The following is a 23,662-nucleotide window of genomic DNA, read 5'->3' on the forward strand; positions in this document are numbered from 1 at the left end:
CGTGTCGAGACCAACACAGTCCCCCCGAGCGCGACAGCGGACCGTGTTGGTCTCGACACGCCTCCGCCTAGCGGCTCCGGCGGCTCGACCAGCGGGAGAGTCGAACGATGAGGCTGTTGATCTTGGGCGGGACCGGGGAGGCGCGGGATCTAGCGGCGCGGCTGGTCGACGAGGGCGTGGACGTCACCTCCTCGCTGGCAGGGCGGGTGGCGCGACCGCGGCTGCCCGTCGGAGAGGTGCGGATCGGTGGGTTCGGCGGCGTCGAGGGGCTGATGACGGCTCTCGCGGAGTGCGACGCGGTCGTCGACGCCACCCATCCCTTCGCCCGCGGGATGTCGGCCAACGCGGCCGCGGCCTGCGGGCAGAGCGGCCATCCGCTGCTCAGGCTGGAGCGGCCGGGCTGGCCGGCGGACCCGTCCTGGACCTACGTCGACACCCACGACGATGCCGCCAAGGTCGCCGCCGGCCTCGGCGATCGACCGTTCATCACGGTCGGCCGCCAAGAGCTCGGGCGCTTCGTACCTGCACTGGCCGGGCGCTCCGCACTCGCGCGGGTGGTCGACCGGCCCGAGCTCGACCTGCCTGAGCCGTGGACGCTGCTGACCAGTCGGGGGCCCTACCACCTCGAGGGCGAGCGAGAGCTGATGCGCGAGCACCGCACCGACGTACTCATCACCAAGGACTCCGGCGGCACCTACACCAGGCCGAAGATGGACGCGGCGGCCGAGCTGGGCGTGAAGGTGGTCGTCGTCCGCCGACCGGGCGGGCCTGGCGAGGTCCATACCGTCAACGATGTCGCCGACGCGATCGCCTGGGTCAAGGGGCTCCGGTGAGCGTCCGCGTCCTCGTCGGGATGTCGGTGACCGATGTCGACCGGCGACAGGACCTACTCGACTGGGCCGGTGAGCTCGACGCGAGCCTCGCGTTCCTGCAGATGGGCGGCCCCTCGCTCTCCGCCGAGCTGACCAGGCTCGCCGACGAGGGTGCCACCACGGTCACGCTGGCCGGCGTCAGCCTCGGCCCGCTCGCCCCCGGCCACTCCTGGCTGCGCCGGATCGCGGCCCACTGGTGGCGTGAGCGCCCCGCAGACCGCCCTGAGATCCAGATCGCGACCCGTCTGGCGACCACCCGCGACGAGCTCTCCGACGCGTTCGCAGAGACCCGGCCGATCACCGGCACGGAGCCCGGGCTGACCTCGCCCGCCTGGGAGCGAGTCCCCGAACACGTACGACAGGTCCTGATCTGCCGCGGCCCACGCTGCACCGCGAAGGGCTCGGAGGAGACGGCAAGGGCCGTGATCCTCGGCGCGATGGAGGCCGGCCTCGGCGACGACGACCTGCTGATCACCCACACCGGGTGCCAGTTCCCGTGCAACCAGGCGCCGGTGCTCAGCGTCCAGCCCGACGATGTCTGGTACGGCAACGTGGAAGCGGCCGCCGCCCGGGTGATCGTGCGCGATCACCTGGCCGGTGGCCGCCCCGTGGAGGCGCATCGTCTCCCTCGCTTTACCGACAGATAGGCTGCGCCTGTGTCCAGCAACCCCGGCACCGTGGGCTCACGGCGAACCACTCTCAAAAAGTTTCTGACCGAACGCTCGGGGTTCTACATCGCCGAGGCCGTAGGCCTCGTCGTCGCAAAGCTGGCAATCCTGGTGCTCGCGGGGCTCTGCGTGTGGATCCTCGCCATTATGGCGGAGGAAGGCGGACCCGCCGTCTTCATCGCCGGCCCGTTCATCCTCGTCCCCATGGCGCTCTCGGCATGGATCGGGCTCTTCGGCTTCAACCAGCTGATCGCCGAGGTGTTGCGACCGGCGAACCGATTCCGCCGGCTCCCCCGGATCGGGGTACGCCGCGGAGCAGACCGATTCCGGGCCGCCCGACCCGACGACTCTTCCGAGGGGCCCGACGACGCCCTCCGTTCCTCACCTCGCGGCCAGGCGAACCTGCTCTGGCGGACCGGCCTGTTCCTGCTGCTCGGAATGCCGTCGGCGTACCTGGTCGGCTACTTCGCGCTCGCCTATCTGAATCGCCTGTGGATCTGGTGGACCAACCCCATCGCCGGGTGGGACTGGAGCGCACCGGAGAACTTCGGCGCGTTCGGTGCGTGGTTCTCCGACCTCGACCACCTTGGTGCCCAGCTGCTGGTGCCTACGATCTCGTTCATGTTCCTGACGATGGGGACCGCACTTGCGGCGCTGGCTGTCCCGCTGCTGACCCGCCGCGGTGCCGACGCGATCGACCTGGCCGTCACCGAGGCCGGTGTGATCACCCGTGGCGGGCTGAGGATCGGCTGGGACGAGATCACCGAGGTGCTGGTCGTCCGTGACACGAGGATCACCGCGTGGGTCGGATCACGAGAGTTCCGCGCACCCGGGCAGTCCAGCCAGGTGGTCAACCCGACGTACGTCGCGGAGCACTCCCGCACCCGGGTCGCTCTGGCGCTGCATGACCTCACCGAGGTCTTCGCCCGATGCACCGCGTCCCAGCGCCGCGCCCTGTGGGCGGACCACACCTTCACCTACGGCTACGCCCTCTGCGACCTGTGGATCCATTCCGAGGATCTGGTGAGCACGAACCTCGCCCCGCTCCGGACCGGTGCCAGGAAGAACCGCATCCCGGTCACCGATCTGAAGCGGGGCGTCCGAGGCTTCCCGGACGGGACTCCCCGCTGGTTCAGCGCCTGGGTCACCCGGCGCTGAAATCAGAGGCTCGCGGCAAGGGCCTTTCGCTCCGCGACGGCGCGCTCCGTAGCGTGCAGCCTGATCACCAGGCCGGTCAGCGCCACTCCGATCACGCCCCACATGGTGGCGAGCGTGATCAGCGATGCCCGGCGGAAGAACCACAACGTGTCGGCCGGGAAGTCCCCGACCTCGTTGACCGTCGTGAACAGCTCCCCGGCGACGACCATGACGACCAGGTAGGCCGCGATCGCACCGACCACGGCGAGATAGGTGCCGAACCGCCCGCGCAGCCGCACGGCGGCGTACGTCACCACCACGGCCGCCACGACCGAGAGCGCCTGGAAGGCGAAGTAGACCGCGGTGCGGACACCGATGGTGTCGCCGCTGCCGACCGCCGGTGGGGTCGCTGGGTACTTGAGGAACGGCACCAGCGCGACCGCGACGAACCCGATCAGGGTGACGAGCGCCGTCGACTGGCCCGGCGTGAGCCGCCCGATCCGCCCGAGGGCGAGTGCGGCGACCAGCCCGAGGATGCCCCCGAGCGCGACGCCGACGGCCAGGGTGCCGGTCAGCAGCCCCCAGGTGCTCTGGTTGGTGCGGGAGACCTCGGCGGGCTCCGCTCCACCCTCGTCACCTTCGGCGGCATGGGAGTGCGAGTGCCCGTCGGCGCCGGCGGACTCCTCCAGCGCGATGGCAGCACCGACCTGCGGCTCACCGACGGCGTACGCCACCAGGAAGGTGACGACGCCGGCAAGGAGTCCAGCTAGGAGGCCGCGTACGAGAAATGCACGCGGGCTCATCAGTGGCAGGGGTAACCGAGCAGGTGACGACCGTCGTGGACCCACTCGTGGATCAGGGTGCCGGACGGGATCGAGACGGCGCCCTGGTCGGCGCTGATGAAGAAGAGCACCAGAAGACCGAGCAGACCGAAGAAGAGCGCCCAGGGGGCCAGCTCACGGAGCGGGATGGTGGGAAGGTCGGCGCCGGCGACGGGCGCCACAGCGTGCTGCGACATATGTCCTCCTCAGGGATACCTGCGTCCCTGTTCGTTGGGGTTGGACGGACACTCGGGTCTGACTCCACCGCCGCAAGGCGATGTCACAGTAGCGCGACTGTGCCGGAGTTCCACCGGCTTCCTCATGTCCGTTCCGTGCACTATAGCGGGATCTCAGCGGAGCCACTCGTTGCCGGCGAGGTTGGTGAGATCGGTGATGTCGAGCGTCGGTTCGATCCCGGACTCGGGTGCGAGTCCGAAGTGCTCCAGCGAGCGCCGGACCCACTCGGCGGCGTCGATGTTGAGCGGACCCGAGACCCACATCGCGTAGGGCAGGTTGACGAACCTGTTCTCCTTGACGGCGGGCAGGTCGCGGGATGCCGGGTTGGCCTTGAGGACCTTGACCTTCTCCTCGTAGGACTGCCCCGGGTAGTCCACGAAGTAGATGACGTCGGGCTCGGCGGCGGCAAAGCGCTCCCAGCCGACCTCGGTCCAGGTGTCCTCGACGTCGGCGGTCGCACTGGTCACTCCGGCGGTGTCGAAGATCGCCTGCGGCCCGCCGAAGGATCCGGAGGTGAAGATCGCATCGGTGCCGGAGTCGAAGAGGAACGCGGTCGGCTCCTCGTCAGGCTTCGGCGCGCTCTCCAGGGCCTTGCGGCGCTTCTCGATGTCCGCCACGACCTTCGTCGCGGTCACGTCATGGCCGGTCAGCTCGCCGATGTTGAGCAGGTCGGTACGCAGCGCCGTCCAGGCCTCCATGGTGCCCCGGTCACCGTCCTCCTGCCGGCAGGTCTCGCTGAGGAGGTAGGTCTCGATACCCCGCTCCTGCACCATCTCGGGCACCAGGTTGCGCGACTCGCTGAACCCGTAGCCCCAGCCCGCGAACATCACCTGCGGGTCGAGTGCCAGGACTGTCTCCAGCGTCGGGTGGTCATCGCCCACGATCTCGAGCTCGTCGACCCTGTCTGTGGGGTAGGCGAGGTCCAGCAGCTGCTTGTCCCGGGCCAGGCCTGTCACGGCGACCAGCTCCTCGCGGGCACCGACGGCCAGGGCGATGGAGATGATCCCGCCGTCGTAGGCGTACAGCTCGGTGACCGGCTCGTCGACCGTGAGCTTCTCGCCACAGTTCTCGACGGTGATCGCGCCCTTCCCGGCTTCATCGGTGGCCTTCTCCTCCGTCCCGCACGCGGTGAGGATCGTGGTGCCGAGCGCGAGCGCGGCGAGACAGACGATGCCGGGGCGTACGGGGCTGGCGATGCGCTGGGTCATGCCGATCGGTCCTTCCGAGGGTGGATGAGCAGGTGGGGCTGGTCCAGATGTGGATGCGGCACCTGGACCGAGCCGACGCCGAAGTGGTGCTCGACGCGGATGGTGTCGAGGATTTCGGCAGGCGGGCCATGGGCCACGACGGTCGCCGGGCCGCTGTCGGGATCGCTGCCCCGTGGCCGGCCGAGGACCGCGAGCCGGTCGAAGGAGCGCAGCGCCAGGTCGAGGTCGTGGATGGTCGCGACCAGAGTCTCGGCCCGGTCGGCGACACTCTGGAGCAGCCGGAGCTGCCAGGCGACGTCGAGATGGTTGGTGGGCTCGTCCAAGAGCATCACCGGGCACTCCTGGGCGAGGCCGCGAGCCATCACCACCCGCCGCCGCTCGCCGCCGGACAGCCGGTCGCACGGGTCGTCGAGGCGGTCGGCCAGACCGACGGCGTCGAGGGCCGAACGAACGATCTCGCGCTCCTGTCGTCCGCCTCGGGACCACGGCCTCGTGCGTGGCACCCGGCCCAGCGCGACCATCTCGCCGACGAGCAGCTCCGCGGAGGCGACCTCTTCCTGGGGGACGTACGCCATCCGGCGGGCGCGTTCGCGCGAGCTGGTCCGGGCGGTCTCGCGGAGTTCGCCGGAGTCATCGGCGAGGTAGGCGTGCCCGGCGCTGGGCCGCAGCACTCCGGCGAGGATCCGCAGCAGGGTCGACTTGCCCACGCCGTTCACGCCCACGATGCCAAGGCGGGTGCCCACCGGCACGTCCAGATCGACGTCGCGAAGCACCTCGCGCTCGCCCAGCCGGGCGGCGACGCCGCGCAGCCGCAGCGCGGGCTGGCCGCTCATCCGTCGCCGCCGAAGCGATACCGGCCACGGCCCAGCAGCAGGAGGAACAGCGGCGCGCCGACGACGCCGGTGACCACTCCCAGCGGGATCTCCTGGGGCCGGGCCACCACCCGGGCGAGCACGTCGACCCACAGCAGGAACAGCCCGCCGCCCAGGGCCGCGACCGGGAGCACCACCCGGTGCTGGGCGCCCACGAGCAGCCGGGCCGCGTGCGGCACGATCAGCCCGACGAACCCGATCCCACCGCTGACCGCGACCAGGACCCCGACCAGCACGGCCAGCGCGACGAAGAGAGTCGTACGCAGCGCCGCGACGTCGACGCCGAGCGCGGCAGCGGTCTCGGGGCCGGCGGCCAGGGCGTCCAGCCAACGGTGCAGCGCCAGCATTCCGAGCCCCAGCACGAAGCCGAGGACTGCGGGCAGCCACAGCTTCTCCCAGCTGGCGCCACCGACGCTGCCGAGCATCCAGAACATCACCGAGTCGGCCGCACGCGGATCATCGCTCATGAAGACCAGGAACGAGGCGATCGCGGAGAGTCCGGAGGAGAGCACGACTCCGGAGAGCACCAGCCGGATCGGGGTCAACCCGCCCTGGGCGGTGGCCACCAACCAGACCAGCATCGCCGAGCCGACCGCCCCGAGCAGCGCTCCGCCGGAGACGGCATAGATGCCGAGGCCGCCCAGCGCCCCGGTGGTGATCGCCGCCGTCGCCCCCACCGAGGCGCCCGAGCTGATCCCGAGCAGGAACGGGTCGGCGAGCGGGTTACGGACCAGGGTCTGCATGCCGGTACCGGCCACTGCCAGGCCGGCGCCCACCGCGAGCGCCATCATCGCCCTGGGGACACGCAGCTCCCACACGATCACGTCCCACTTCCCCGGCGCGTCGCCCTGGAGCCGGTCGCCGACCGTCGCGACGACCTCACCGAGGGGTATCCGCTCGGACCCGAAGGCCAGGGACGCGACGGCGCTGAGCACCGACGCGAGCAGCAGCCCGGCCACCAGCGGCACGAACGGGACTCGTCGTCTCCCCTCACGAGCACGGCGCGGGCTCAGGGTCTCGCGGGACAGCGTTTCCACGGCGGTCGGCCTCTCAGGTCCTCTGGACCCTGGTCGCGAGGGCCGTGACGTACATCTGAGCCGACAGGTTTTCGGACTCGGGTTCACCCGGTGACGCCGCCTTCCCAGGGACTCGGTCCCCAGTGGCTTCCTGGCCGTCACCGTCGCCCTCACCGCTGCGCGCCAGTCCCGGATTCACACCGGAGTTCCCTGGCATCCATCAGGATGCGTTCGACTCGGCGCAGAGGCTAGCACGGGCTGCGGAGACGGTGTCGGAGACGTTTCCGACGACACGGCGGAACACAAGATCTAGGAAGTTGCATTGGTGTAATTCCCGCATATAGTGGTCCTCGCAGCTGGTTCTCCCACCTCGGCGACGGGGCGGGAGAGGCAAGAGGGAACCCGGTGTGAGTCCGGGACTGCCCCGCAGCGGTGAGTGGGAACGACCGCCGTCACGAAGCACTGGGAGCAAGCCGGCTCCTGGGAAGCGACGGCCACTAGGACCGAGCACGATGACGCCCACGAGTCCGAAGACCTGCCAGTGCCCACCTCATGGTGGGGTCCGCGACCTCGAGGGAAGGTCAGGGGATCGAGCGAGCACCACGTGACCGGGTCCGCCCGGCGCGCTGCCGCCGTCCTCCCTGCCTCGGCACGGATGCACGAGACATCCAGCGGGCCGGGGGCCCGCGTGAGCAAGGGGCATGGGGCTTGATCGACACCGAGGGTCTACCGATCCGCACCGAGAAGTCGGCGTACGTCTTCGACTATCCGATGGCCGAGGACCTGGCCAAGAAGCAGCGGAGCATCTTCTGGACCGCTGAGGAGATCCCGGTCGAGAACGACAAGCAGGACTTCCTGGTCAACATGACCGACGCCGAGCAGGCCGCGGTCAAGACCACGCTGAAGCTGTTCACCATCTACGAGCTGATCCTCGGCGGCGAGGTGTGGGGTGACCGGATCTTCCACGCGTTCCCGCGTCCGGAGGTCCAGATGATGGCCAACGCCTTCTCGTTCGCCGAGCTGAACATGCACGCGCCGTTCTACGCGAAGCTCAACAAGGTGCTGATGATCGACACCGAGGAGTTCTACGACTCCTACAAGAACGACCCGGTGCTGGCCGAGCGGATCCAGTTCGTCTGGGACGCGATCGCCGACGAGGACCTGCTCTACGCGCTGAGCGTCTTCACGCTGATGGAGAACTGCGTCCTCTACTCCAACTTCGCCTTCCTCAAGCACTTCCAGTCCGGCGGGAAGAACCTGCTGCAGAACGTGATCAGCGGCATCAACTTCTCCGCCCGCGACGAGAACCTGCACGCCACCGGCGGCGCCTGGCTATTCAACACCACCCTCGATGAGTACGCCGCCACCGTCCCGGCCGACAAGTTCGAGGCCGAGCGCGACGACCTCTTCGCCCGCGTCCGCGGCGTCGCCGAGCACCTCTACGCCCACGAGGCCCGGATCGTGGAGATGCTCTTCGACCACGGGCCGATCGCCGGCATCGACCAGGCCGACCTGGAGACCTTCGTGAGGTCCCGCATCGACATGACCCTGGAGAACATGCGGATGGAGCCGCTGTTCAACGTCGAGGCCAACCCGATCGCCGAATGGTTCTACAGCGGCATCAACGGCACCCAGTTCCACGACTTCTTCCAGGTCACCGGCAACGAATACAACCGCAACATCGGCGAGACGGAGTTCAGCTTCTAATGAGCAACAGCAACTGGGAGGCGCTCTCTGCCGAGCGCAAGGCCCTGCAGGCCGAGGGCATCGTGCCCGCCTTCATGACCACGGCGGGCTACGCCATGTTCAAGGCCAAGTACACCGTCGCCGAGCAGAGCGTCCGGGAGCGCTACGAGACCATCGCCAGCACCGCCGGCGAACTCGCCGACGAGATGTACCCGCGCGAGGACGGCGTCTCCTGGACGGAGCGGTTCTTCGAGGCGATCTGGAACGGCTGGCTCTCGCCGTCGACGCCGGTGCTGTCCAACCTGGGCACCGACCGGGGTCTGCCCGTCTCCTGCGAGGGCTCGTACGTCGAGGACTCGGTCTGGGGCTTCTACGAGACCCTCAAGGAGGCGGCGATCCTCTCCCAGAACGGGTTCGGGACCTCGGCGTACCTCGGTGATGTCCGGCCCCGTGGCGCGAAGTTCAGCGACAACGGCAAGGCCAACGGCGTGGTCCCGGTCTTCTGCAACTTCGTGGAGATGACCAACCAGATCAGCCAGGGCGCCACCCGCCGCGGCTCCTGGGCGGGCTACCTGCCGGTGGACCACCCGGACTTCTTCGAGCTCGCCGACCTGATCTTCCGCGAGCCCGCCAACAAGAACGTCGGCTGGATCTTCAGCCAGGCGTTCATCGACCGGATGCTCGCCGGGGACCGCGACGCGCTCGAGCGCTATCAGCGGGTGCTGAAGATCCGAGTGGTGCTGGGCAAGGGCTACATCTGGAAGGTCGACACCGTCAACGCCGCCCAGACCGAGTCGTACCGGGCCAACGGGCTGGCCAACAAGGCCTCCAACCTGTGCTCGGAGATCACACTCTTCTCCGACGAGGACCACTCCTACACCTGCGTGCTCTCCTCGCTGAACCTGTCGACCTACGACGAGTGGAAGGACCAGGACACGGCGTACGTCGCGACCGTCTTCCTCGACGCGGTCGCCGAGGCGTTCCTGCGCAAGGCGCGCACCATCCGCGGCCTGGAGCGCGCGGTGCGCTACACCGAGAAGGCCCGCAGCCTGGGGCTGGGCGTGATGGGCTACCACGACTACCTGCAGAAGCAGCGGGTGCCGTTCGAGTCGGACAAGGCGGCGGCGCTCAACAAGGACATCTTCGAGCGGATCTCGGCGCACGCCGACGCCGCGTCGCGGTGGATGGGCTCGGTCGCGGGCATCCCGGAGTGGTGCGTCGGACGGCGCAACTCCCACCTGATGGCGATCGCGCCGACGATGAGCACCGCGGTGATCGTCGGCGGCACCAGCCAGGGCATCGAGCCGTACGTCGCCAACGTCTGGAACCAGACCACCTCGGCCGGCGAGATGCCGCGGGCCAACCAGAACCTCGTCGAGGTCATGGAGGAGCGCGGGGTCTACGACCAGGCGCACATCGACGACATCGTCGACCACGGCGGCTCGGTCCAGCACGTCGACTGGCTCGACGAGCACGAGAAGGACGTCTTCAAGACCGGCTACGAGATCGACCAGGAGATCCTGCTCGCCCGCGCGTCGGACCGGCAGGTCTACATCGACCAGGCCCAGTCGCTCAACCTGTTCTTCCAGGCCGACGCGACCCCGCAGTACATCAGCAAGATCCACAAGCTCGCCCTGCTCGACCCGAACATCAAGAGCCTGTACTACCTGCGCTCGCGGGCCGGCATCCAGGCCAGCAAGCAGACCCGCACCAACTGATCTACTTCGACCGAGAGGCATGACCATGAACGAGAACCCGACCGCTACCACCGACGCGATCGACGACCTGACCTGGGACGACTGGAGCGATGCCGCGGTCTGTGCCATCGAGAACGGCCCGGACTGTGAGGCCTGCGAGGGATGAGCGATGCGGCCGCTGGCCGACCGACGCTGACGGTCTGCCGCGGATGCTGCTGCGGGACGGAGCGGAAGTCGCCCGGGGTGGACCATGCGGCCGTGCTCACGGCGCTGAACGCAGCTGCCGGGGAGTCGGCGAACGTACGTGTCGCCGACTGCCTCGGCCCCTGCGAGCGAGCCGACGTCGTGGTGGTCGGCCCCTCACCCGAGGGGCGGCAGCGCGGGGCGCGGCCCGTCTGGGTCGCTCGTGTCGGCACTCCGAGGGTCGCCGACGCTCTGGCCCAATGGACCCGCGCCGGCGGACCGGGCATCGCTGAGGCGCCGCCCGCGGTCCTGGCCCGGCCTTCCGTCACGGGCGCTGAGTGATGACGGCGTACGCCGCCGCGACCAGGGCCGCGCCGATGCCGACCCTGCGGGCCAGTGCGGTGGCGCTGACGACGTCGGCAGGGGCGGCGTCGCGGCCGTCGCCCATCACCGCGCGGTGCTCGACCCGGTTGCCGTAGTAGCGGTTCGTGCCGCCGAGGCGGATGTCGAGGGCGCCGGCGAAGGACGCCTCGACGACGCCGGCGTTCGGGCTCGGGTGCCGTGCGGCGTCGCGGCGCCAGGCCTCCCACGCCTGCCTGGCCCGCGACGGAGCGGCGGCCAGCGTGAGCACGCCGGAGAGGCGGGAGCCGGGCAGGTTGAGCAGGTCGTCGAGGCGGGCGCTGGCCCAGCCGAAGCGCTCGTAGCGGTCGTTGTGGTGCCCGACCATCGCGTCCAGGGTGTTGGCGGCGCGGTAGCCGAGCAGGCCGGGTACGCCCGCGACGGCTCCCCACACCAGCGGTGCGACCACGGCGTCGGAGGTGTTCTCGGCGACGCTCTCGACGACGGCCCGGGAGACCTCGGAGGCGTCGAGCTCGTCGGTGTCGCGGCCGACGAGGTGGGTCAGCCGCTGTCGCGCGGCGGGGAGGTCGTCGCGGTCGAGATGGGCGTGGACGGCCAGCGCCTCCCGCTCCAGCGAGCGGCCGCCGAGGACCGCCCAGGTCGCGGCCGCGGTCACCAGGGTCGTCCCGATCCGGCCGGGGGCGAGGCGCTCCACGGCGGCGCCCAGGACCACCGCTCCCCCGACCAGGGTCGCGCTGTGGAGGACACCTCGAGCTCGGTCGTCCGCGTACCAGGCCCGTTCGGCCCGCATCGCGACGGTGCCGAACCCGGCGACCGGGTGGTAACGGCGCGGGTCACCCAGCAGCCGGTCGAGCGCGAATCCGGCGAGGAGTCCGGCCGCACGTGGGTTCATCTGGCTGCTCCTGACGGACGGAGATGCGCGTTTTCCCGCCATGGCGGGAAGATGCCGCCGCTTTGCCGACCGCAGCCCCCCACTTTCCCGCCATGGCGGGAAAGTGCCGCGGCCAGTCCGCCGCTCAACCGTCCACCCGCAGTCGGCTGAGCGCGTCCAGGATCTCGTTGGTCGGGCCCTCGGGGCGTACCGCGATCCGCACCCAGTCCGGGCCGAGGCCAGGGAAGGTGTCGGCGCGGCGTACGGCGATGCCCTGCTCACGCAGGGTCTCGCGGACTCCGGCGCCGGGGCGGGCGAGCACGAAGGAGGCGGCCGAGGGGACGTACTCGATCTGCTGGTCCCGCAGACCGGCCTCGAGATGGTCGCGCCAGGTGGCGATCCGCTCGGCACGCTCACGGGCCTCGGCACTCGCGCGCTCGGTGGCGCAGGCGAGCATCGCGGTGGCGGCGGTGGCCGAGACCGACCACGGCGTACGCACCGCCTCCAGGTCGCTGATCGCGGCGGCGTCGCCGACGACGTAGCCCGCGCGTACGCCGGGAATCGACCAGTGCTTCGTCAGGCTCCGGATGACCAGGAGGCCGTCCTCGCGGTGTCCGGTGAGGGTCTCGGGCTCCCCAGGGACCGCGTCCATGAACGCCTCGTCGACCACGACCAGCCGGCCGGGACGGAGGAGGGCGCGGAGGGTGGCGGCGGGGTGGAGCACACCGGTGGGGTTGGTCGGGTTGCCGACGACGACCAGGTCCGCGTCCTCGGGCACGGCCGCGGGGTCGAGGGCGAACCCGTCCTCGGCCCGGAGGCGTACCTCGGTGACCGTGTGGCCGGCCTGCTCGAGCGCCGCGTGGGGCTCGGTGAACTGGGGGTGGACGACGACAGGGTTCCGCCAGGGGCGCGCCCGGGCGACGAGCGTGAATGCCTCCGCCGCGCCCGCCGTCGGGAGCGCCTCGGCACGCTCGCGGCCGTGGTGCTTGGCCAGCGCCGCCCGCGCCGGCTCCTCGTCGGGGTAGGCCGCCGACGCCAGCGACTCGTGGAGCGCCTGGTCCAGCCACTCCGGCCTCGGGTCCGGGTAGACGTTCACCGCGAAGTCGAGCAGCCCCTCCCCCACCTCGACGTCCCCGTGGTGCCGCAGCGGATCCGTCAGCGGGCCGTCCGCAGCGGCGGGCATTTCCCCGCCATGGCGGGATTCTGCGGCCAAACCGGCGCTCACCGCGCCGCCTTTCCCCGCCATGGCGGGAAAGTGCGGCGACGCACCATGAACCGCCGCCGCAAACCGCGCCGCCAGCTTCGGATGACCGGCCCAATGCACATGAAGGTACGACGCATGCAGCGTGCCCGACGCAAACCCCACCAGCCCCGAACCGTCACCCCCGCCTGCCGAGACGGCACTTGTGGAGGCCGAGACGTCAGTTGGGTCGGCCGAGTTGGCACTTGCGTCGGCCGAGTTGGCAGTTCCGGCGCCTGAGTTGGCCGTTGCGGCTCGCGAAACTCGACTCTCGTCGTCCAAAACTGACGTCTCGGCCGACGTAGGTGCCGTCTCGGCCGACGTAGGTGCCGTCTCGGCCGACGTAGGTGCCGTCTCGGCCGACGGAAGTGCCGTCTCGATCGACCAGGCGGGCTGGGTCCCAGCGGGAGGGGTCGTCGTGGTGCGGTGGAACTCGTGGCCGGTGACCTGCTCGCCGGCGCGGGTGAGGAGGGAGTCGGAGGCGGCGGTGGCTACCGGGTAGCGCAGGGTCAGTCGCTCACTCATGGCGGCGTGGGCGGGGATGGCGCCGGCCATCGGTACGCCGTCGAGGGACTCGGCCAGATAGAGGAGTCCCGCGCACTCGGCGACTGTCGGCACCCCGGTCGCGACCGCACCGCGGAGGTCGCGGAGGAGGCTCGTGTTGGCGGCGAGGTCGGCGGCGTACACCTCGGGAAAGCCGCCTCCGAGGTAGATCCCCTGGGTGCCGGCCGGGAGCGTGGGGTCGGTCAACGGATCGAAGGCGACGACCTCGCATCCGGCAGCCGCCAGGAGCTCCTCGGTCTCGGGATAGCGGAAGGTGAAGGCGCGCCCGCCGGCAACCGCCACCACCGGACGGCTCTGACTTCGCGTAGACGTCGCAACCGCCTCCAACGCCTCGGCCGGGTCCCAGGGGTCTGCGGCGAGGGCGGGCGCCGAGCGGGCAAGGTCGAGGAGCGCATCGAGGTCCAGGTGGGCGGCGACCTGCTCCCCCAGCCGCTCGATCAGAGCGACCGACTCGTCACGCTCGGCGACCGGGACGAGACCCAGGTGGCGCGACGGGGAAGCGAGCGACTCGTCGCGCGGGAGCATGCCGAGCACGGGCAGCCCGACCTGCTCCAGGGCGCGCCGGATCTCCTCGGCGTTGCGGCCCGGGGAGCAGCGGTTGAGCACCACTCCCCCGATGCGTACGGACGGGTCGAAGGCCGCCATCCCGGCGGCGATCGCGGCAGCGGAGCGGGACATCCGGGCGACGTCGAGGACCAGGACCACCGGCGAGGAGGTCAGCTCCGCGACGTGGGCGGTGGAGGCGAAGCCGTCGGTGCCGAGGCGGCCGTCATAGAGGCCCATGACGCCCTCGATGACCGCCACGTCAGCCCCGGCGGCGCCATGGAGAAGCAGCGGTACGACCCGCGACTCCCCCACCAGGTGCGGGTCGAGGTTGCGGCCCGGACGCCCGGTGGCGAGCGCGTGGTAGCCCGGGTCGATGTAGTCCGGCCCGACCTTGTGACCGCTGACCTCGTGCCCGGCCGAGCGCAGTGCAGCCATCAACCCGGTGGCGATGGTCGTCTTCCCCGAGCCGGTCGAGGGAGCAGCGACCACCAGCCGGGGAAGGGTCACCATTCGATGCCCCGCTGGCCCTTCTGGCCGGCGTCCATCGGGTGCTTGATCTTGGTCATCTCGGTGACCAGGTCCGCGACCTCGAGCAGGGCGGGGTCGGCGTCGCGACCGGTGATCACGACGTGCTGCCGCCCCGGCCGCTCGGAGAGCACGGCGGCGACCTCGGCGGCGTCGACCCAGCCCCACTTGATCGGGTAGGTGAACTCGTCGAGGACGAGCAGGTCGTACGTCTCCGCGGCCAGGCACCGCTTGATCTCGGCCCAGCCTTCGGCGGCGTCCGCGGCGTGGTCCTCGGCGTCACCCTGCTTGCGGCTCCAGGACCAGCCGGAACCCATCTTGTGCCAGTCGACCGGCCCGCCCTCGCCGGTCTCCTCGTGCAGCTTCCCGAGGCGCTCGAGCACGGTCTGCTCGCCGATGCGCCACTTGGCCGACTTCACGAACTGGAAGACCCCGATCCGCCAGCCCTGGTTCCAGCCCCGCAGCGCGAGCCCGAAGGCGGCGGTCGACTTCCCCTTGCCGGGACCGGTGTGGACTATCACCAGCGGCCGGTTGCGACGCTGGCGGGTGGTGAGCCCGTCGTCGGGTACGTTCAGCGGCTGTCCCTTCGGCATCAGGCAGCGCCCCTTCCCATGGTGGATCCGGTGAACCCGTGGACGGTGGAGGTCAGCGCCTCGGCGCTCACCTCGGCGACCGGCACGTGCTCGGCGCCCAGGTGCTCGGCCAGCTGGCGGGCCAGCCCGAGCCGCATCGGCCCGCTCTCGGAGTCGATGACGACGGTGGTGACGCCGAGTCCCGCGACGTACGCGGCGGCCTGCTGCGAGCGCCGGACCGCCTCCTTGCCGTGGGTCTTGGAGTTGGCGCGACCATCAGTGACGACCACCAGCAGCGGCCGCAGATCGGGGTCGCGCAGGTGCTCGCGCTGGAGCACACGGGCGGCCTCGAGGAGGCCTTCGGCCAGCGGCGTACGTCCTCCGGCGGGCACCTCGTCGAGACGTGCCGCAGCGAGGTCGACCGACCCCGTCGGCGGCAGCACCAGCTCGGCGCTCTCACCCCGGAAGGTGATCATCCCGACCTTGTCACGGCGCCGGTAGGCGTCGAGCAGCAGCGAGAGGACGGCAGCCTTGACCTGCGCCATCCGCTTGCGCGCGGCCATCGACCCGGACGCGTCCACGCAGAAGAGGACCAGGTTGGCCTCCCGGCCCTCACGGACCGCGGTGCGGAGGTCCTCGATCCGCAGCTCGACCTTCGCCGACGTACGGTCTCGGGCGCCCTGCTTGCCCGCGGCCGCCTTGAGGGTCTCGACGAGGTGGAGCGAGCCGCGGGTGCTGACGCTCGCGCCGATCCGGCGGCCGCTGCTCCCGATCGCCTTGCTCCGGCCGCCGGTGCGGCCAGTGCCCAAGCCGGTTACGGTCAGGAGGCGGGGGCGGTACGCCGGGGCAGCGGCAGTGACGGACTCGGGTGCGGCACCGGAAGGAGCCTGTGGCTGGTCGGGTGCGTTGTCGGCCGTGTTGGTTTCGACACCGCTCGCTTCGCTCGCGGGCTCAACCAGCGGGGGTTCTCCGTCGGTCGAGCTGTCCCCGTCGGTCGAGCCACCGGAGCCGCTAGGCGGAGGCGTGTCGAGACCAACACCGTCACCTTCGGCGCCCGAGTTGTCCCCCGAGTCATCCGAAGGCCCGCCCTCCGGCGGCTCGGGCGGCAGCTCCTCGTCGCCGAGGATGCGGTCGAGCAGGTCCTCGTCGAGCCCGGGAGCGTCGAAGGGGTTGCGACGGCGGCGGTGCGGGAGCGCCAGCAGAGCAGCCCGGCGGATGTCTTCGCGGGTGACCTCGGAGCGACCGGCCCAGGCCGCGTGCGCGACCGCGGTGCGGGCGGTGACGATGTCGGCGCGCAGCCCGTCGACCTCGAACGCCGCGCAGACCTCGGCGATCTTGAGCAGCCCGGGCGCGGTGAGCCGAACCTTCCCGACGAGCGCACGAGCAGCAGAGATCTGAGCGGTCAGATCGCGCTCGGCGGCCACATAGCGCTCGACGAACGCAGGAGCGTCCAGGTCGAAGGCCATCCGGCGGCGTACGACCTCGGCGCGCAGCGCCGGATCCCGGGGCGCGGCGACCTCGACCGTAAGCCCGAAGCGGTCCAGGAGCTGCGGGCGCAGCTCGCCCTCCTCGGGGTTCATCGTGCCGATCAGCACGAACCGGGCGGCGTGCTCGACCGAGACGCCGTCCCGCTCGACGCTGACCCGGCCCATCGCCGCCGCGTCCAGCAGCAGGTCGACGAGGTGGTCGTGGAGCAGGTTGACCTCGTCGACGTAGAGCAGGCCGCGGTGCGCCCGCGCGAGCAGCCCCGGCTCGAACTCGACCGCGCCGCGCGACAGCGCGCTCTCCAGGTGGAGCGAGCCGACGACCCGGTCCTCGGTCGCCCCTACCGGGAGCTCGACCAGGCGCACGGGCCTGCTCTCCTCGACGGCGGCGGACCCGAAGGGCCCGTCAGGCGACTCCGCGGACGGGTCGGCCGGGTCGATCGAGAACCGATCCCCGGCGTAGACCGAGATCGAGGGCAGCACGGCCGCCAGACCGCGTACGGCCGTCGACTTCGCGGTCCCCTTCTCGCCACGGACCAGGACGCCGCCGATCTCCGGGGAGATGGTGGTGAGCACGAGCGCGAGGCCCATGTCGTCGAGGTCATCGGCCTGGCAGCCGAGGACGGCAGAAAATGGGTAATGAACCGGCATGGAGAGGCTCCCGCTCCCTATCGCTTGGATTGGATGGACGCGGGGCCGGTCTTCGGACTTGTCGAGTCCCCACGAAGGGGCTCGTTCACCGCAGCGGGCCTGTGCCGGATTCTCACCGGCTTCCCAGATTCTCCCTTCCCACCGTCCTCACCAGCTCCTGTGACAGAGCCGATGACTGGGCAGTCGGGGCACCTCGCGCCTGAGCGGCCACTGTAGCGTCTGGCCTCATGATCGTCGTGGTGGGCATCGGTGCCGGAGGTTGGGACGAGATCCCCGTACGTCACCAGCAGCTGATCCGGGAGTCCGCCGTCCTCCTCGGCGGGAAGCGCCATCTCGACCTGGTCCCGGACGTGCCCGGCCAGCGGCGCGAGCCCTGGCCATCACCGCTGCGCGAGGGCCTCCCGGCGCTCCTCGACGGCCTCGGGGAAGCGGTCGCCCTGGCCTCGGGCGACCCGCTCGTATCCGGCATCGGGACCACCCTGATCTCGCTTCTCGGTCGAGAGAACGTACGCATCGAACCGGCCGTCTCCTCCGTCGCCCTCGCCCGCGCCCGGATGGGCTGGGCCGCCGAGTCCTGCGTGGTCGTCAGCCTCGTCGGCCGCGACGTGTCGCTGGTCGCGCGCGAGCTCGCTCCCGGCCGCCGGATCCTCGCGCTCTCCTCGGACGAGTCCACTCCCGAACAGGTCGCGAACCTGCTGGTCACCACAGGTTTCGGAGCCTCGAGGATGACCGTCCTGGGCGAGCTCGGCGCGGAGACCGAGAGCACGCGGACCGCGACCGCCTCGGCGTGGGAAGGGGAGGTGCCGCGCCTCAACATCGTGGCGATCGAGTGCGTAGGCGCACCGCTCTTCGGCTGGGCTGCCGGCCTCCCCGACGACGCCTTCGAGAACGACGGCCAGCTGACCAAGCGCGACCTTCGGGCCTCGGCGCTGGCCCGCCTCGCCCCGGTCCCGGGGCAGCACCTGTGGGACGTCGGCGCAGGCGCAGGCTCGGTAGGCATCGAGTGGATGCGCACCCACCCCACCTGCACCACGACGGCGATCGAGGCCAGCCCAGAGCGGGCGGCCCGGATCGCACGGAACGCGTCCCGACTCGGCGTAACCGGCCTGACCGTCGTCGAGGGCCGCGCCCCCGATGCCCTGGCCGACCTCCCCACCCCCGACGCGATCTTCATCGGCGGCGGCGCGACCCGCCCCGGCGTACTCGACGCCTGTCTGCGAGCCCTCCGCCCCGGCGGCCGCATCGTCGTCCACGGCGTCACCCTGGAGACCGAGCAGCTCCTCGCCACCGCCTACCAGGCACACGGCGGAGAGCTCACCCGGATCGCGGTCGAGACCTCCGCCCCGATCGGCACCTTCACCGGTTGGGCCCCGGCCAGGTCGGTCACACAGTGGACCCACTCCATCGGGTGAGATCAGCCGGCGAGGTCGCGGCGCCAGCGCGGGGTGGTCGACTCGAGGGCCGCGAGAAGCCCGACGGTCTCTGACGGGTCGCTGAGGCGGTCGCCGAATAGTTCCTTGATGCGCCTGAGCCGGTGGCGCACGGTCTGCTCGTGGACCATGAGGTGCTCGGCGACGACGGGGGCGCTGGGGCGGGTACGCAGCCAGACCAACATGGTCTCGGCGAGCGCCAGGCGCCGTTTCGGAGTCTCCTCCATGAGCGGCGCCAGCAGCTGTTCGTCGGCGAACCGGCGCAGCATCGGGTCGGCGTGCAGGCACAGCTCCGACTGGTGCGCGGCACACCACACGATGCCGTCCTCAGAAGCGCGGATGACCTGCTCGGCGACCAGGGCCAGGGCCCGCATGCCCCACCGAACGGCGTGGCGGGTGTCGTCGAGTCGTACCTCCCAGGTGACCGCGACCGGGCGGCTCGTCTCAGCGACCACCGCTTTGGCCCGAAGCTGTACCTCGCCCGAGGCCCCGATCACGACCATGGCACCCTCGCTCGAACCGGCGAGCAGACGTGCCGTGGGCGCGCCGAGGTGGGCGGAGACCGGTCCACCCGGAATCACCGCCACGGCCACCCGATCGGTGATGGCCCAGCCGGCACGGCCGGCCAGAGCACGCAGGTCGCCCGCTCGTACGTCGCCGACGAGCGCCGCGAAGAGCGGCAGCCGGGGATCGATCGGCGGAGCGGGCTCGGCGAAGCCCCGCATGGCGTGCTCGAGGAGCTGGTGCTGGTAGTCCATGAGTGCCTCGGCGAGGTAGCTCACCGACGCCAGCGGCAGCTCCAGCTCGCCGGCGATCTTCGACATCTCCCGCCAGAACTCCTGCGTCGCGATGTGGTGTGCCGCTCGCATCGCATCGAGGTTGTGGCCGGCCCTCCCCTCCAAGCTGCCCAGACGTCGATAGATGTGGGCCACGGTCGCCCCACGTACGGGTGCGCCGGCCATCGCGTCGACGAACAGGGAGACCGCCTCGCCCAGTGCCTCCTCGATGACGTCGTGCACCCGTGGATCGCCGAACGCGGCCACCTCGCGGCAGATGCGTCCGGCGATGCGGCGAGACAGGTCACGGGCCCGGGGCCGGTAGGCCACCACGATCTCCCGAGCGATCGCGTCGGGCGGCGGCGAAAGGTCGATTCGCAGCATCGGGCGGGGCCTTCTCGGGATCGGGCCCGTGAACGTATCCGTAGTCGGTCGTGTCCTCGTCGTCACGCAACTCTCCTCCGCATCCGTCCCTCGCTGCGCTGCGACCTGGGGAGCCGCGCGAGGGACGACATCCCCTGCAGTGAAGGGCTCGGCCGGACCCCTCGTCCAGAGCGGCAGAGGCTCGCGCCCGGATAACCCTGAAAAGTTGTGACGGCCCTCACAACTTTTCCGTGCTGGGTCGAAGTTGTCACCAACCTGACAGTTTTGGCGGGATCCCCGACCTCGCGGCGACATCGCGGTTGCCAGCCCTCGGCAGCGGCCGCATCAATGGGTGGCGTCATCCATCCCGGACCGCAAGGGGAAAACGTGAGAACCAAGCCTCCACCCCGTCACCGCACGTGGGTCGCCACGGCATTCGCCGCACTCGTGGCCACCGCGCTGCTCACGGGGGCACCCGCTGCCCAAGCCGTCGAGAACCCGACCCTCAAGGTCGACTACGACGCCGTCGGTACGACGCACATCGGTGCGCAGGTCGACTCGTCGATGGCCATCGGGCCCTCGGTGCTCAAGTCGGTCATCGACACCACCAACGGCCACATCGTCGGGGGATCCCTCGCCATCCCGACCCAGACGATGAGCTTCGACATCTTCGGGATCCCGGCCCGGGCCAAGGTCACCATGACCCAGGTCGGGTCACTGTCCGGCGCCATCGTGCCCACCAGCCAACTGGGCAAGTCGACGCTCACCTCGACGGTCGCCTACGACATCCAGCTGAGCGACGTCGAGGCCAAGGTGTTCGGCATCTGGTGGCCATTGGCTGTCGGCAGCCGCTGCCACACCGCCGAACCGGTCACCATCACCGCCAGCACTCCTGAGGGTGAGTTCTTCACCGTCAATGGCGGCGGACGGGTCACCTCCACCTACACGATCGGGAGCTTCACCGGGTGTGCCGCGCTGAACTTCTTCGACATCCCCGGCTTCTTCCCGTGGTTCGGCTCCATCCCGATCAACACCCTGGTGCCGGGCACCGACAACACCCTCGAATTGAACATCTCCAACGCTCGCGCAGGCACCGCCTGAGCGTCTCGAAACCCACCAAGAAACTAGGAGTAACACAATGAGGAAGATCATCAGCCGCATGCTCACCGGACTCGCCGCCGGCGCGCTCGCCACCGCCACCGTGGCCGCCATGTCGTCGCCTGCTCAGGCGGCCCTCGACGGCTACACCCCGAACGGCGGGCCGGGCGTCACCTTCACCGGCAACAACGTGTCCTTCACCGCGGTCCAGGCCGGCCAGACGCTGACCTGTTCCCAGTTTGACCTGATCGGCACGATCACCAACCCCGGCGTGAACAGGGCTTTCGGGGCGGAGGCCGGCGTGCTGGACCAGCTCGCGTCCAGCGGATGCTGGAACGACACCGCGGGTGACACCACGGTCGACCCGACCGGTGTCTGGCGTGTTCGGATCACGGGTCCGGAGGCCGGCTCGGTCTCGCCCGCCGAACTCTACGACGTGACCGCGTTCGTCGAGGCGGCCGGCTGCTCCTTCAACGTCGGGGGCACGGTCGGCGGAACCTTCAACGACTCCACCGGAGTGTTCACGCCGAACGCCTCCACGCTGACCATCACGGACATCCCGTCCGGCTTCCTGTGCCCGATCATCGGTGTCGACCAGGGACAAGACGTCACCGTGGCTGGGACCTGGACCGCCCCCGGGCTGACGATCACCAACCCGTGATCGACCAGCGCTGACCGATCCGCCAGGGCCTGTGTGGGTGGCCAACAACCGCTCACGCAGGCCCTGGCGATGTCCCCTTCCCATCACCCTAAGTAGACGTGTCGTGAAGAGCGTCATCAACCGAGGCATCACCGGTACCGGCGCCGCAGCACTTACCATCTTGACCATCTTGGCGATGTCATGGCCAGCACAAGCAGCCGCCGACACCTACACCCCGCACGGCCGACCCAACGTCATCTTTGTCGGCGACGACATCGATTTCACCGACGATGAAACCGGGCAGACGTTCACATGCGAGCAGTTCGACCTGTCCGGCTCTCTCCAAAACCCCGATCTCAGTAGACCCTTCGGGACGACCGCGACAACCTGGGACCAACTCGTATACAGAGGTTGCTTCAACCCGATCTTCGGCGACACCACGTTCGACCAGATTGGCGCCTGGGGATTCGCGATCACCGGACCCGAGGCCGGCTCGATCTCGCCCGCCGCGATCAACGACGTGGCGATATTCGTCGAGATGCCCGGCTGCTCCCTCAACATCGCCGGTGCGGTGGGTGGCGACTTCGACGACGCCACCGGCGTCTTCACGCCCACGGGGTCGACTCTGACAATCGTCGACGATCCAGCAGGGCTCTTGTGCCCACTCGTCGGATTCGCGCAGGGTGACGGCATCAGCGTCAGTGGTTCCTGGCTGGTCACCGGTCTGACGATCAGCAACCCGTGATTGTCCGACGCCGTCGCCGCCGACCGGTCGAGGAAACTTGTCACCTGCGTGACAAGTTTCCTCGACTCGAAGCCTTCGTTTCGTTCTTCTGTATCACTCGCCACGTTCTTCGCCTTGACTGATGCCGAACAACCGTACGGTCCTCGCCGGACCCGACCACCTGAGGAACTCTTCATGCGCATCCCTCACCTCCGAGCCGGAGCACGCACCGGTCGAGTTGTCGCCGGCGTCCTCCTGCTAGCCGCGACCTCTTTAGCCCTCGCCACGAGCCCGGCCGGGAGCGAGCCCGCGGGAGACCCATCGAGCGCCTCCCCTAGCAGCGTGAAGGCTCCGACGCCGGAGCTGAAGGCATTGATCTCAGACGACCCGGCCGAGGGCCTGCCAGGGTTCGACGACCTCCCCCCTAGGCTATCGATCAGCCAGACCGAGGGCATCGTCACCAATTCGCAGCACGCGGTCGCACGGCGCGCGAAGATGTCCATCACCTCACAGCAGATCTGGGGCGGCTTGTACTTCGGGGAGTTGAACGACCCTCTCGAGAACCCGACCCGGTACTTGGCCACCTGCAACTCAGTCAGGATTCCTCACTGCATCCCCGACCCCTTCTACCAGCCGTCGTGTGCAACAGAAGATCCGGCCACCCAGTGGGTGACGTCTTATTTTCGCACCCCGCTGTATCCGCTGAAGCCTCTGGAGGGCGGTGGCGCCGAGGTGGGGATTCTCACCAAGGAGAAGATCAATCTGATCACCTTTGGGGCCATCCCGGCTACCGCGACGCTGACGATCTCTGTCCCGCGGGTCAATGGGAAGATCCAGCCGCTGATGAGCCACTCGTGGGCCCGCTCCAGGAATAGGGGGTGCACCAACATCCCCGCCGACATACCAGGAGCGTCAGCCTTGGTGGAGGGGAAGATCAACATCCGTCTCAGCGACCTCACGGTCGATGGTGTGCCGGTCGAACTCGGTCCGAACTGCCGGACGAACCGTCCAATCGATCTCTACCTGTGGGGGGACGCCAGCGCCGGTCGCCCGTACGCCCCCGGAAGCGGCGGCTACCTGGCAGCTTTCGACGGATTGCACCCAGGGTCACGTGGCCCGCTGAACGACCCCTACTACTTCGAGGACAACGGGCGCACGATCCCCGCGTCCACAGGTATCGATATCCCGCCCTTCGCGAACTGCGGCACCAGCGGTGATGACCTCAGTCCGCTGGTGAGTGCGATGGCTTCGGGCCCGAACAACCCGGTGCGGGCACTCCAAGGCGGTCTGATCGCCTGGAACCGGATTCCCTTGGAAGACCTCAGCAAGTGCGGCGGGTCACCGACCCGCCCCGTGTGCCCACTGCCCGGCCCGGAGGTGCCGCCGATGCCGCCGCTCCCGGACGGCGAGGGTCAGTGACC

The 23,662-nt window shown here is 70.0% G+C and carries 22 protein-coding genes and 3 riboswitches; of the genes, 12 read left to right on the top strand and 10 right to left on the bottom strand.

Annotated elements, in window-relative coordinates; all coding sequences use genetic code 11:
* Nucleotides 1–107: 107 nt before the first annotated feature.
* Genes ABZY89_RS26285 through ABZY89_RS26295 form a run of 3 tightly spaced genes read left to right on the top strand, consistent with a single transcriptional unit; the run spans nucleotide 108 to nucleotide 2,698 of the window.
* On the top strand, nucleotides 108–833 hold the full coding sequence (locus ABZY89_RS26285; RefSeq protein WP_355231986.1) for a cobalt-precorrin-6A reductase: 726 nt from the start codon (nucleotides 108–110) through the stop codon (nucleotides 831–833).
* Entirely contained in the window at nucleotides 830–1,519 is a 690-nt protein-coding gene (locus tag ABZY89_RS26290) for a (2Fe-2S) ferredoxin domain-containing protein (protein ID WP_355231988.1), read from the top strand. Before ABZY89_RS26285 ends, ABZY89_RS26290 begins: the two co-directional genes overlap by 4 nt.
* Before the next feature lie 9 nt (nucleotides 1,520–1,528).
* Nucleotides 1,529–2,698, top strand: a complete 1,170-nt coding sequence (locus tag ABZY89_RS26295; RefSeq protein ID WP_355231990.1) for a hypothetical protein — start codon at nucleotides 1,529–1,531, stop codon at nucleotides 2,696–2,698.
* 2 nt (nucleotides 2,699–2,700) lie between these two features.
* Here the strand turns inward: ABZY89_RS26295 and ABZY89_RS26300 are convergent, their stop codons facing one another.
* The 5 genes from ABZY89_RS26300 to ABZY89_RS26320 form a co-directional block, all read right to left on the bottom strand.
* Nucleotides 2,701–3,480 (bottom strand): CbtA family protein, encoded by a 780-nt coding sequence (locus tag ABZY89_RS26300; protein WP_355231992.1) that lies wholly within the window; start codon nucleotides 3,478–3,480, stop codon nucleotides 2,701–2,703.
* Entirely contained in the window at nucleotides 3,480–3,695 is a 216-nt protein-coding gene (locus tag ABZY89_RS26305; RefSeq protein WP_160028078.1) for a CbtB-domain containing protein, read from the bottom strand. Before ABZY89_RS26305 ends, ABZY89_RS26300 begins: the two co-directional genes overlap by 1 nt.
* 153 nt (nucleotides 3,696–3,848) lie before the next feature.
* A complete protein-coding gene (locus ABZY89_RS26310) occupies nucleotides 3,849–4,943 on the bottom strand; it encodes an ABC transporter substrate-binding protein (RefSeq protein WP_355231994.1) in 1,095 nt (364 codons plus the stop codon).
* A complete protein-coding gene (locus tag ABZY89_RS26315) occupies nucleotides 4,940–5,776 on the bottom strand; it encodes an ABC transporter ATP-binding protein (protein ID WP_355231996.1) in 837 nt (278 codons plus the stop codon). Before ABZY89_RS26315 ends, ABZY89_RS26310 begins: the two co-directional genes overlap by 4 nt.
* On the bottom strand, nucleotides 5,773–6,783 hold the full coding sequence (locus ABZY89_RS26320) for an iron ABC transporter permease (protein WP_355232044.1): 1,011 nt from the start codon (nucleotides 6,781–6,783) through the stop codon (nucleotides 5,773–5,775). Before ABZY89_RS26320 ends, ABZY89_RS26315 begins: the two co-directional genes overlap by 4 nt.
* 113 nt (nucleotides 6,784–6,896) lie before the next feature.
* Nucleotides 6,897–7,082: riboswitch (cobalamin riboswitch) on the bottom strand.
* Between the two features lie 89 nt (nucleotides 7,083–7,171).
* A riboswitch (cobalamin riboswitch) is annotated at nucleotides 7,172–7,389 on the top strand.
* A gap of 150 nt (nucleotides 7,390–7,539) precedes the next feature.
* Between ABZY89_RS26320 and ABZY89_RS26325 the strand changes: the two genes are divergently transcribed.
* The 4 genes from ABZY89_RS26325 (at nucleotide 7,540) to ABZY89_RS26340 (ending at nucleotide 10,739) form a co-directional block, all read left to right on the top strand.
* Nucleotides 7,540–8,538 carry a ribonucleotide-diphosphate reductase subunit beta gene (locus ABZY89_RS26325; RefSeq protein ID WP_355231998.1) on the top strand — a complete coding sequence of 333 codons (999 nt, stop codon included), beginning with the start codon at nucleotides 7,540–7,542 and terminating at the stop codon, nucleotides 8,536–8,538.
* Nucleotides 8,538–10,235 carry a ribonucleotide reductase N-terminal alpha domain-containing protein gene (locus ABZY89_RS26330; RefSeq protein ID WP_355232000.1) on the top strand — a complete coding sequence of 566 codons (1,698 nt, stop codon included), beginning with the start codon at nucleotides 8,538–8,540 and terminating at the stop codon, nucleotides 10,233–10,235. Before ABZY89_RS26325 ends, ABZY89_RS26330 begins: the two co-directional genes overlap by 1 nt.
* Before the next feature lie 19 nt (nucleotides 10,236–10,254).
* Nucleotides 10,255–10,380, top strand: coding sequence for a hypothetical protein (locus ABZY89_RS26335; RefSeq protein ID WP_355232002.1), 126 nt, complete (start codon nucleotides 10,255–10,257; stop codon nucleotides 10,378–10,380).
* 92 nt (nucleotides 10,381–10,472) lie between these two features.
* Nucleotides 10,473–10,739, top strand: a complete 267-nt coding sequence (locus tag ABZY89_RS26340; protein ID WP_355232004.1) for a hypothetical protein — start codon at nucleotides 10,473–10,475, stop codon at nucleotides 10,737–10,739.
* Here ABZY89_RS26340 and ABZY89_RS26345 read toward each other — a convergent pair.
* From ABZY89_RS26345 to ABZY89_RS26360, 4 genes are all read right to left on the bottom strand, one after another.
* Nucleotides 10,723–11,649 (bottom strand): cobalamin biosynthesis protein, encoded by a 927-nt coding sequence (locus tag ABZY89_RS26345; protein WP_355232006.1) that lies wholly within the window; start codon nucleotides 11,647–11,649, stop codon nucleotides 10,723–10,725. The genes ABZY89_RS26340 and ABZY89_RS26345 overlap by 17 nt on opposite strands.
* Nucleotides 11,650–11,773: 124 nt before the next feature.
* A complete protein-coding gene (locus ABZY89_RS26350) occupies nucleotides 11,774–14,488 on the bottom strand; it encodes a cobyrinate a,c-diamide synthase (RefSeq protein WP_355232008.1) in 2,715 nt (904 codons plus the stop codon).
* The gene (cobO, locus tag ABZY89_RS26355) at nucleotides 14,482–15,096 is read right to left on the bottom strand and encodes a cob(I)yrinic acid a,c-diamide adenosyltransferase (protein WP_355232010.1); all 615 of its coding nucleotides are present in this window, start codon (nucleotides 15,094–15,096) and stop codon (nucleotides 14,482–14,484) included. Before cobO ends, ABZY89_RS26350 begins: the two co-directional genes overlap by 7 nt.
* Nucleotides 15,096–17,210 carry a VWA domain-containing protein gene (locus ABZY89_RS26360; protein ID WP_355232012.1) on the bottom strand — a complete coding sequence of 705 codons (2,115 nt, stop codon included), beginning with the start codon at nucleotides 17,208–17,210 and terminating at the stop codon, nucleotides 15,096–15,098. The genes cobO and ABZY89_RS26360 overlap by 1 nt, the downstream gene beginning before the upstream one ends.
* 25 nt (nucleotides 17,211–17,235) lie before the next feature.
* Nucleotides 17,236–17,375, bottom strand: a riboswitch (cobalamin riboswitch).
* Nucleotides 17,376–17,437: 62 nt separating this feature from the next.
* On the opposite strand from ABZY89_RS26360, the gene cbiE reads away from it, so the two are divergent.
* Entirely contained in the window at nucleotides 17,438–18,622 is a 1,185-nt protein-coding gene (cbiE, locus tag ABZY89_RS26365; RefSeq protein ID WP_355232014.1) for a precorrin-6y C5,15-methyltransferase (decarboxylating) subunit CbiE, read from the top strand.
* A gap of 2 nt (nucleotides 18,623–18,624) precedes the next feature.
* Here the strand turns inward: cbiE and ABZY89_RS26370 are convergent, their stop codons facing one another.
* The gene (locus ABZY89_RS26370; RefSeq protein ID WP_355232016.1) at nucleotides 18,625–19,800 is read right to left on the bottom strand and encodes a helix-turn-helix domain-containing protein; all 1,176 of its coding nucleotides are present in this window, start codon (nucleotides 19,798–19,800) and stop codon (nucleotides 18,625–18,627) included.
* Between the two features lie 366 nt (nucleotides 19,801–20,166).
* Here ABZY89_RS26370 and ABZY89_RS26375 point away from each other — a divergent pair, with 366 nt between their 5' ends.
* The 4 genes from ABZY89_RS26375 to ABZY89_RS26390 all read left to right on the top strand — a co-directional run bounded on the left by ABZY89_RS26375 (nucleotide 20,167) and on the right by ABZY89_RS26390 (nucleotide 23,660).
* Nucleotides 20,167–20,880 carry a hypothetical protein gene (locus ABZY89_RS26375; RefSeq protein ID WP_355232018.1) on the top strand — a complete coding sequence of 238 codons (714 nt, stop codon included), beginning with the start codon at nucleotides 20,167–20,169 and terminating at the stop codon, nucleotides 20,878–20,880.
* A 37-nt stretch (nucleotides 20,881–20,917) separates the two neighbouring features.
* The gene (locus tag ABZY89_RS26380; RefSeq protein WP_355232020.1) at nucleotides 20,918–21,538 is read left to right on the top strand and encodes a hypothetical protein; all 621 of its coding nucleotides are present in this window, start codon (nucleotides 20,918–20,920) and stop codon (nucleotides 21,536–21,538) included.
* A gap of 103 nt (nucleotides 21,539–21,641) precedes the next feature.
* Nucleotides 21,642–22,262 carry a hypothetical protein gene (locus tag ABZY89_RS26385; RefSeq protein ID WP_355232021.1) on the top strand — a complete coding sequence of 207 codons (621 nt, stop codon included), beginning with the start codon at nucleotides 21,642–21,644 and terminating at the stop codon, nucleotides 22,260–22,262.
* Between the two features lie 321 nt (nucleotides 22,263–22,583).
* On the top strand, nucleotides 22,584–23,660 hold the full coding sequence (locus ABZY89_RS26390) for a hypothetical protein (protein WP_355232022.1): 1,077 nt from the start codon (nucleotides 22,584–22,586) through the stop codon (nucleotides 23,658–23,660).
* Nucleotides 23,661–23,662 lie beyond the last annotated feature (2 nt).

Source organism: Nocardioides sp. NPDC006303 (assembly GCF_040613175.1).
Classification (GTDB): domain Bacteria; phylum Actinomycetota; class Actinomycetes; order Propionibacteriales; family Nocardioidaceae; genus Nocardioides.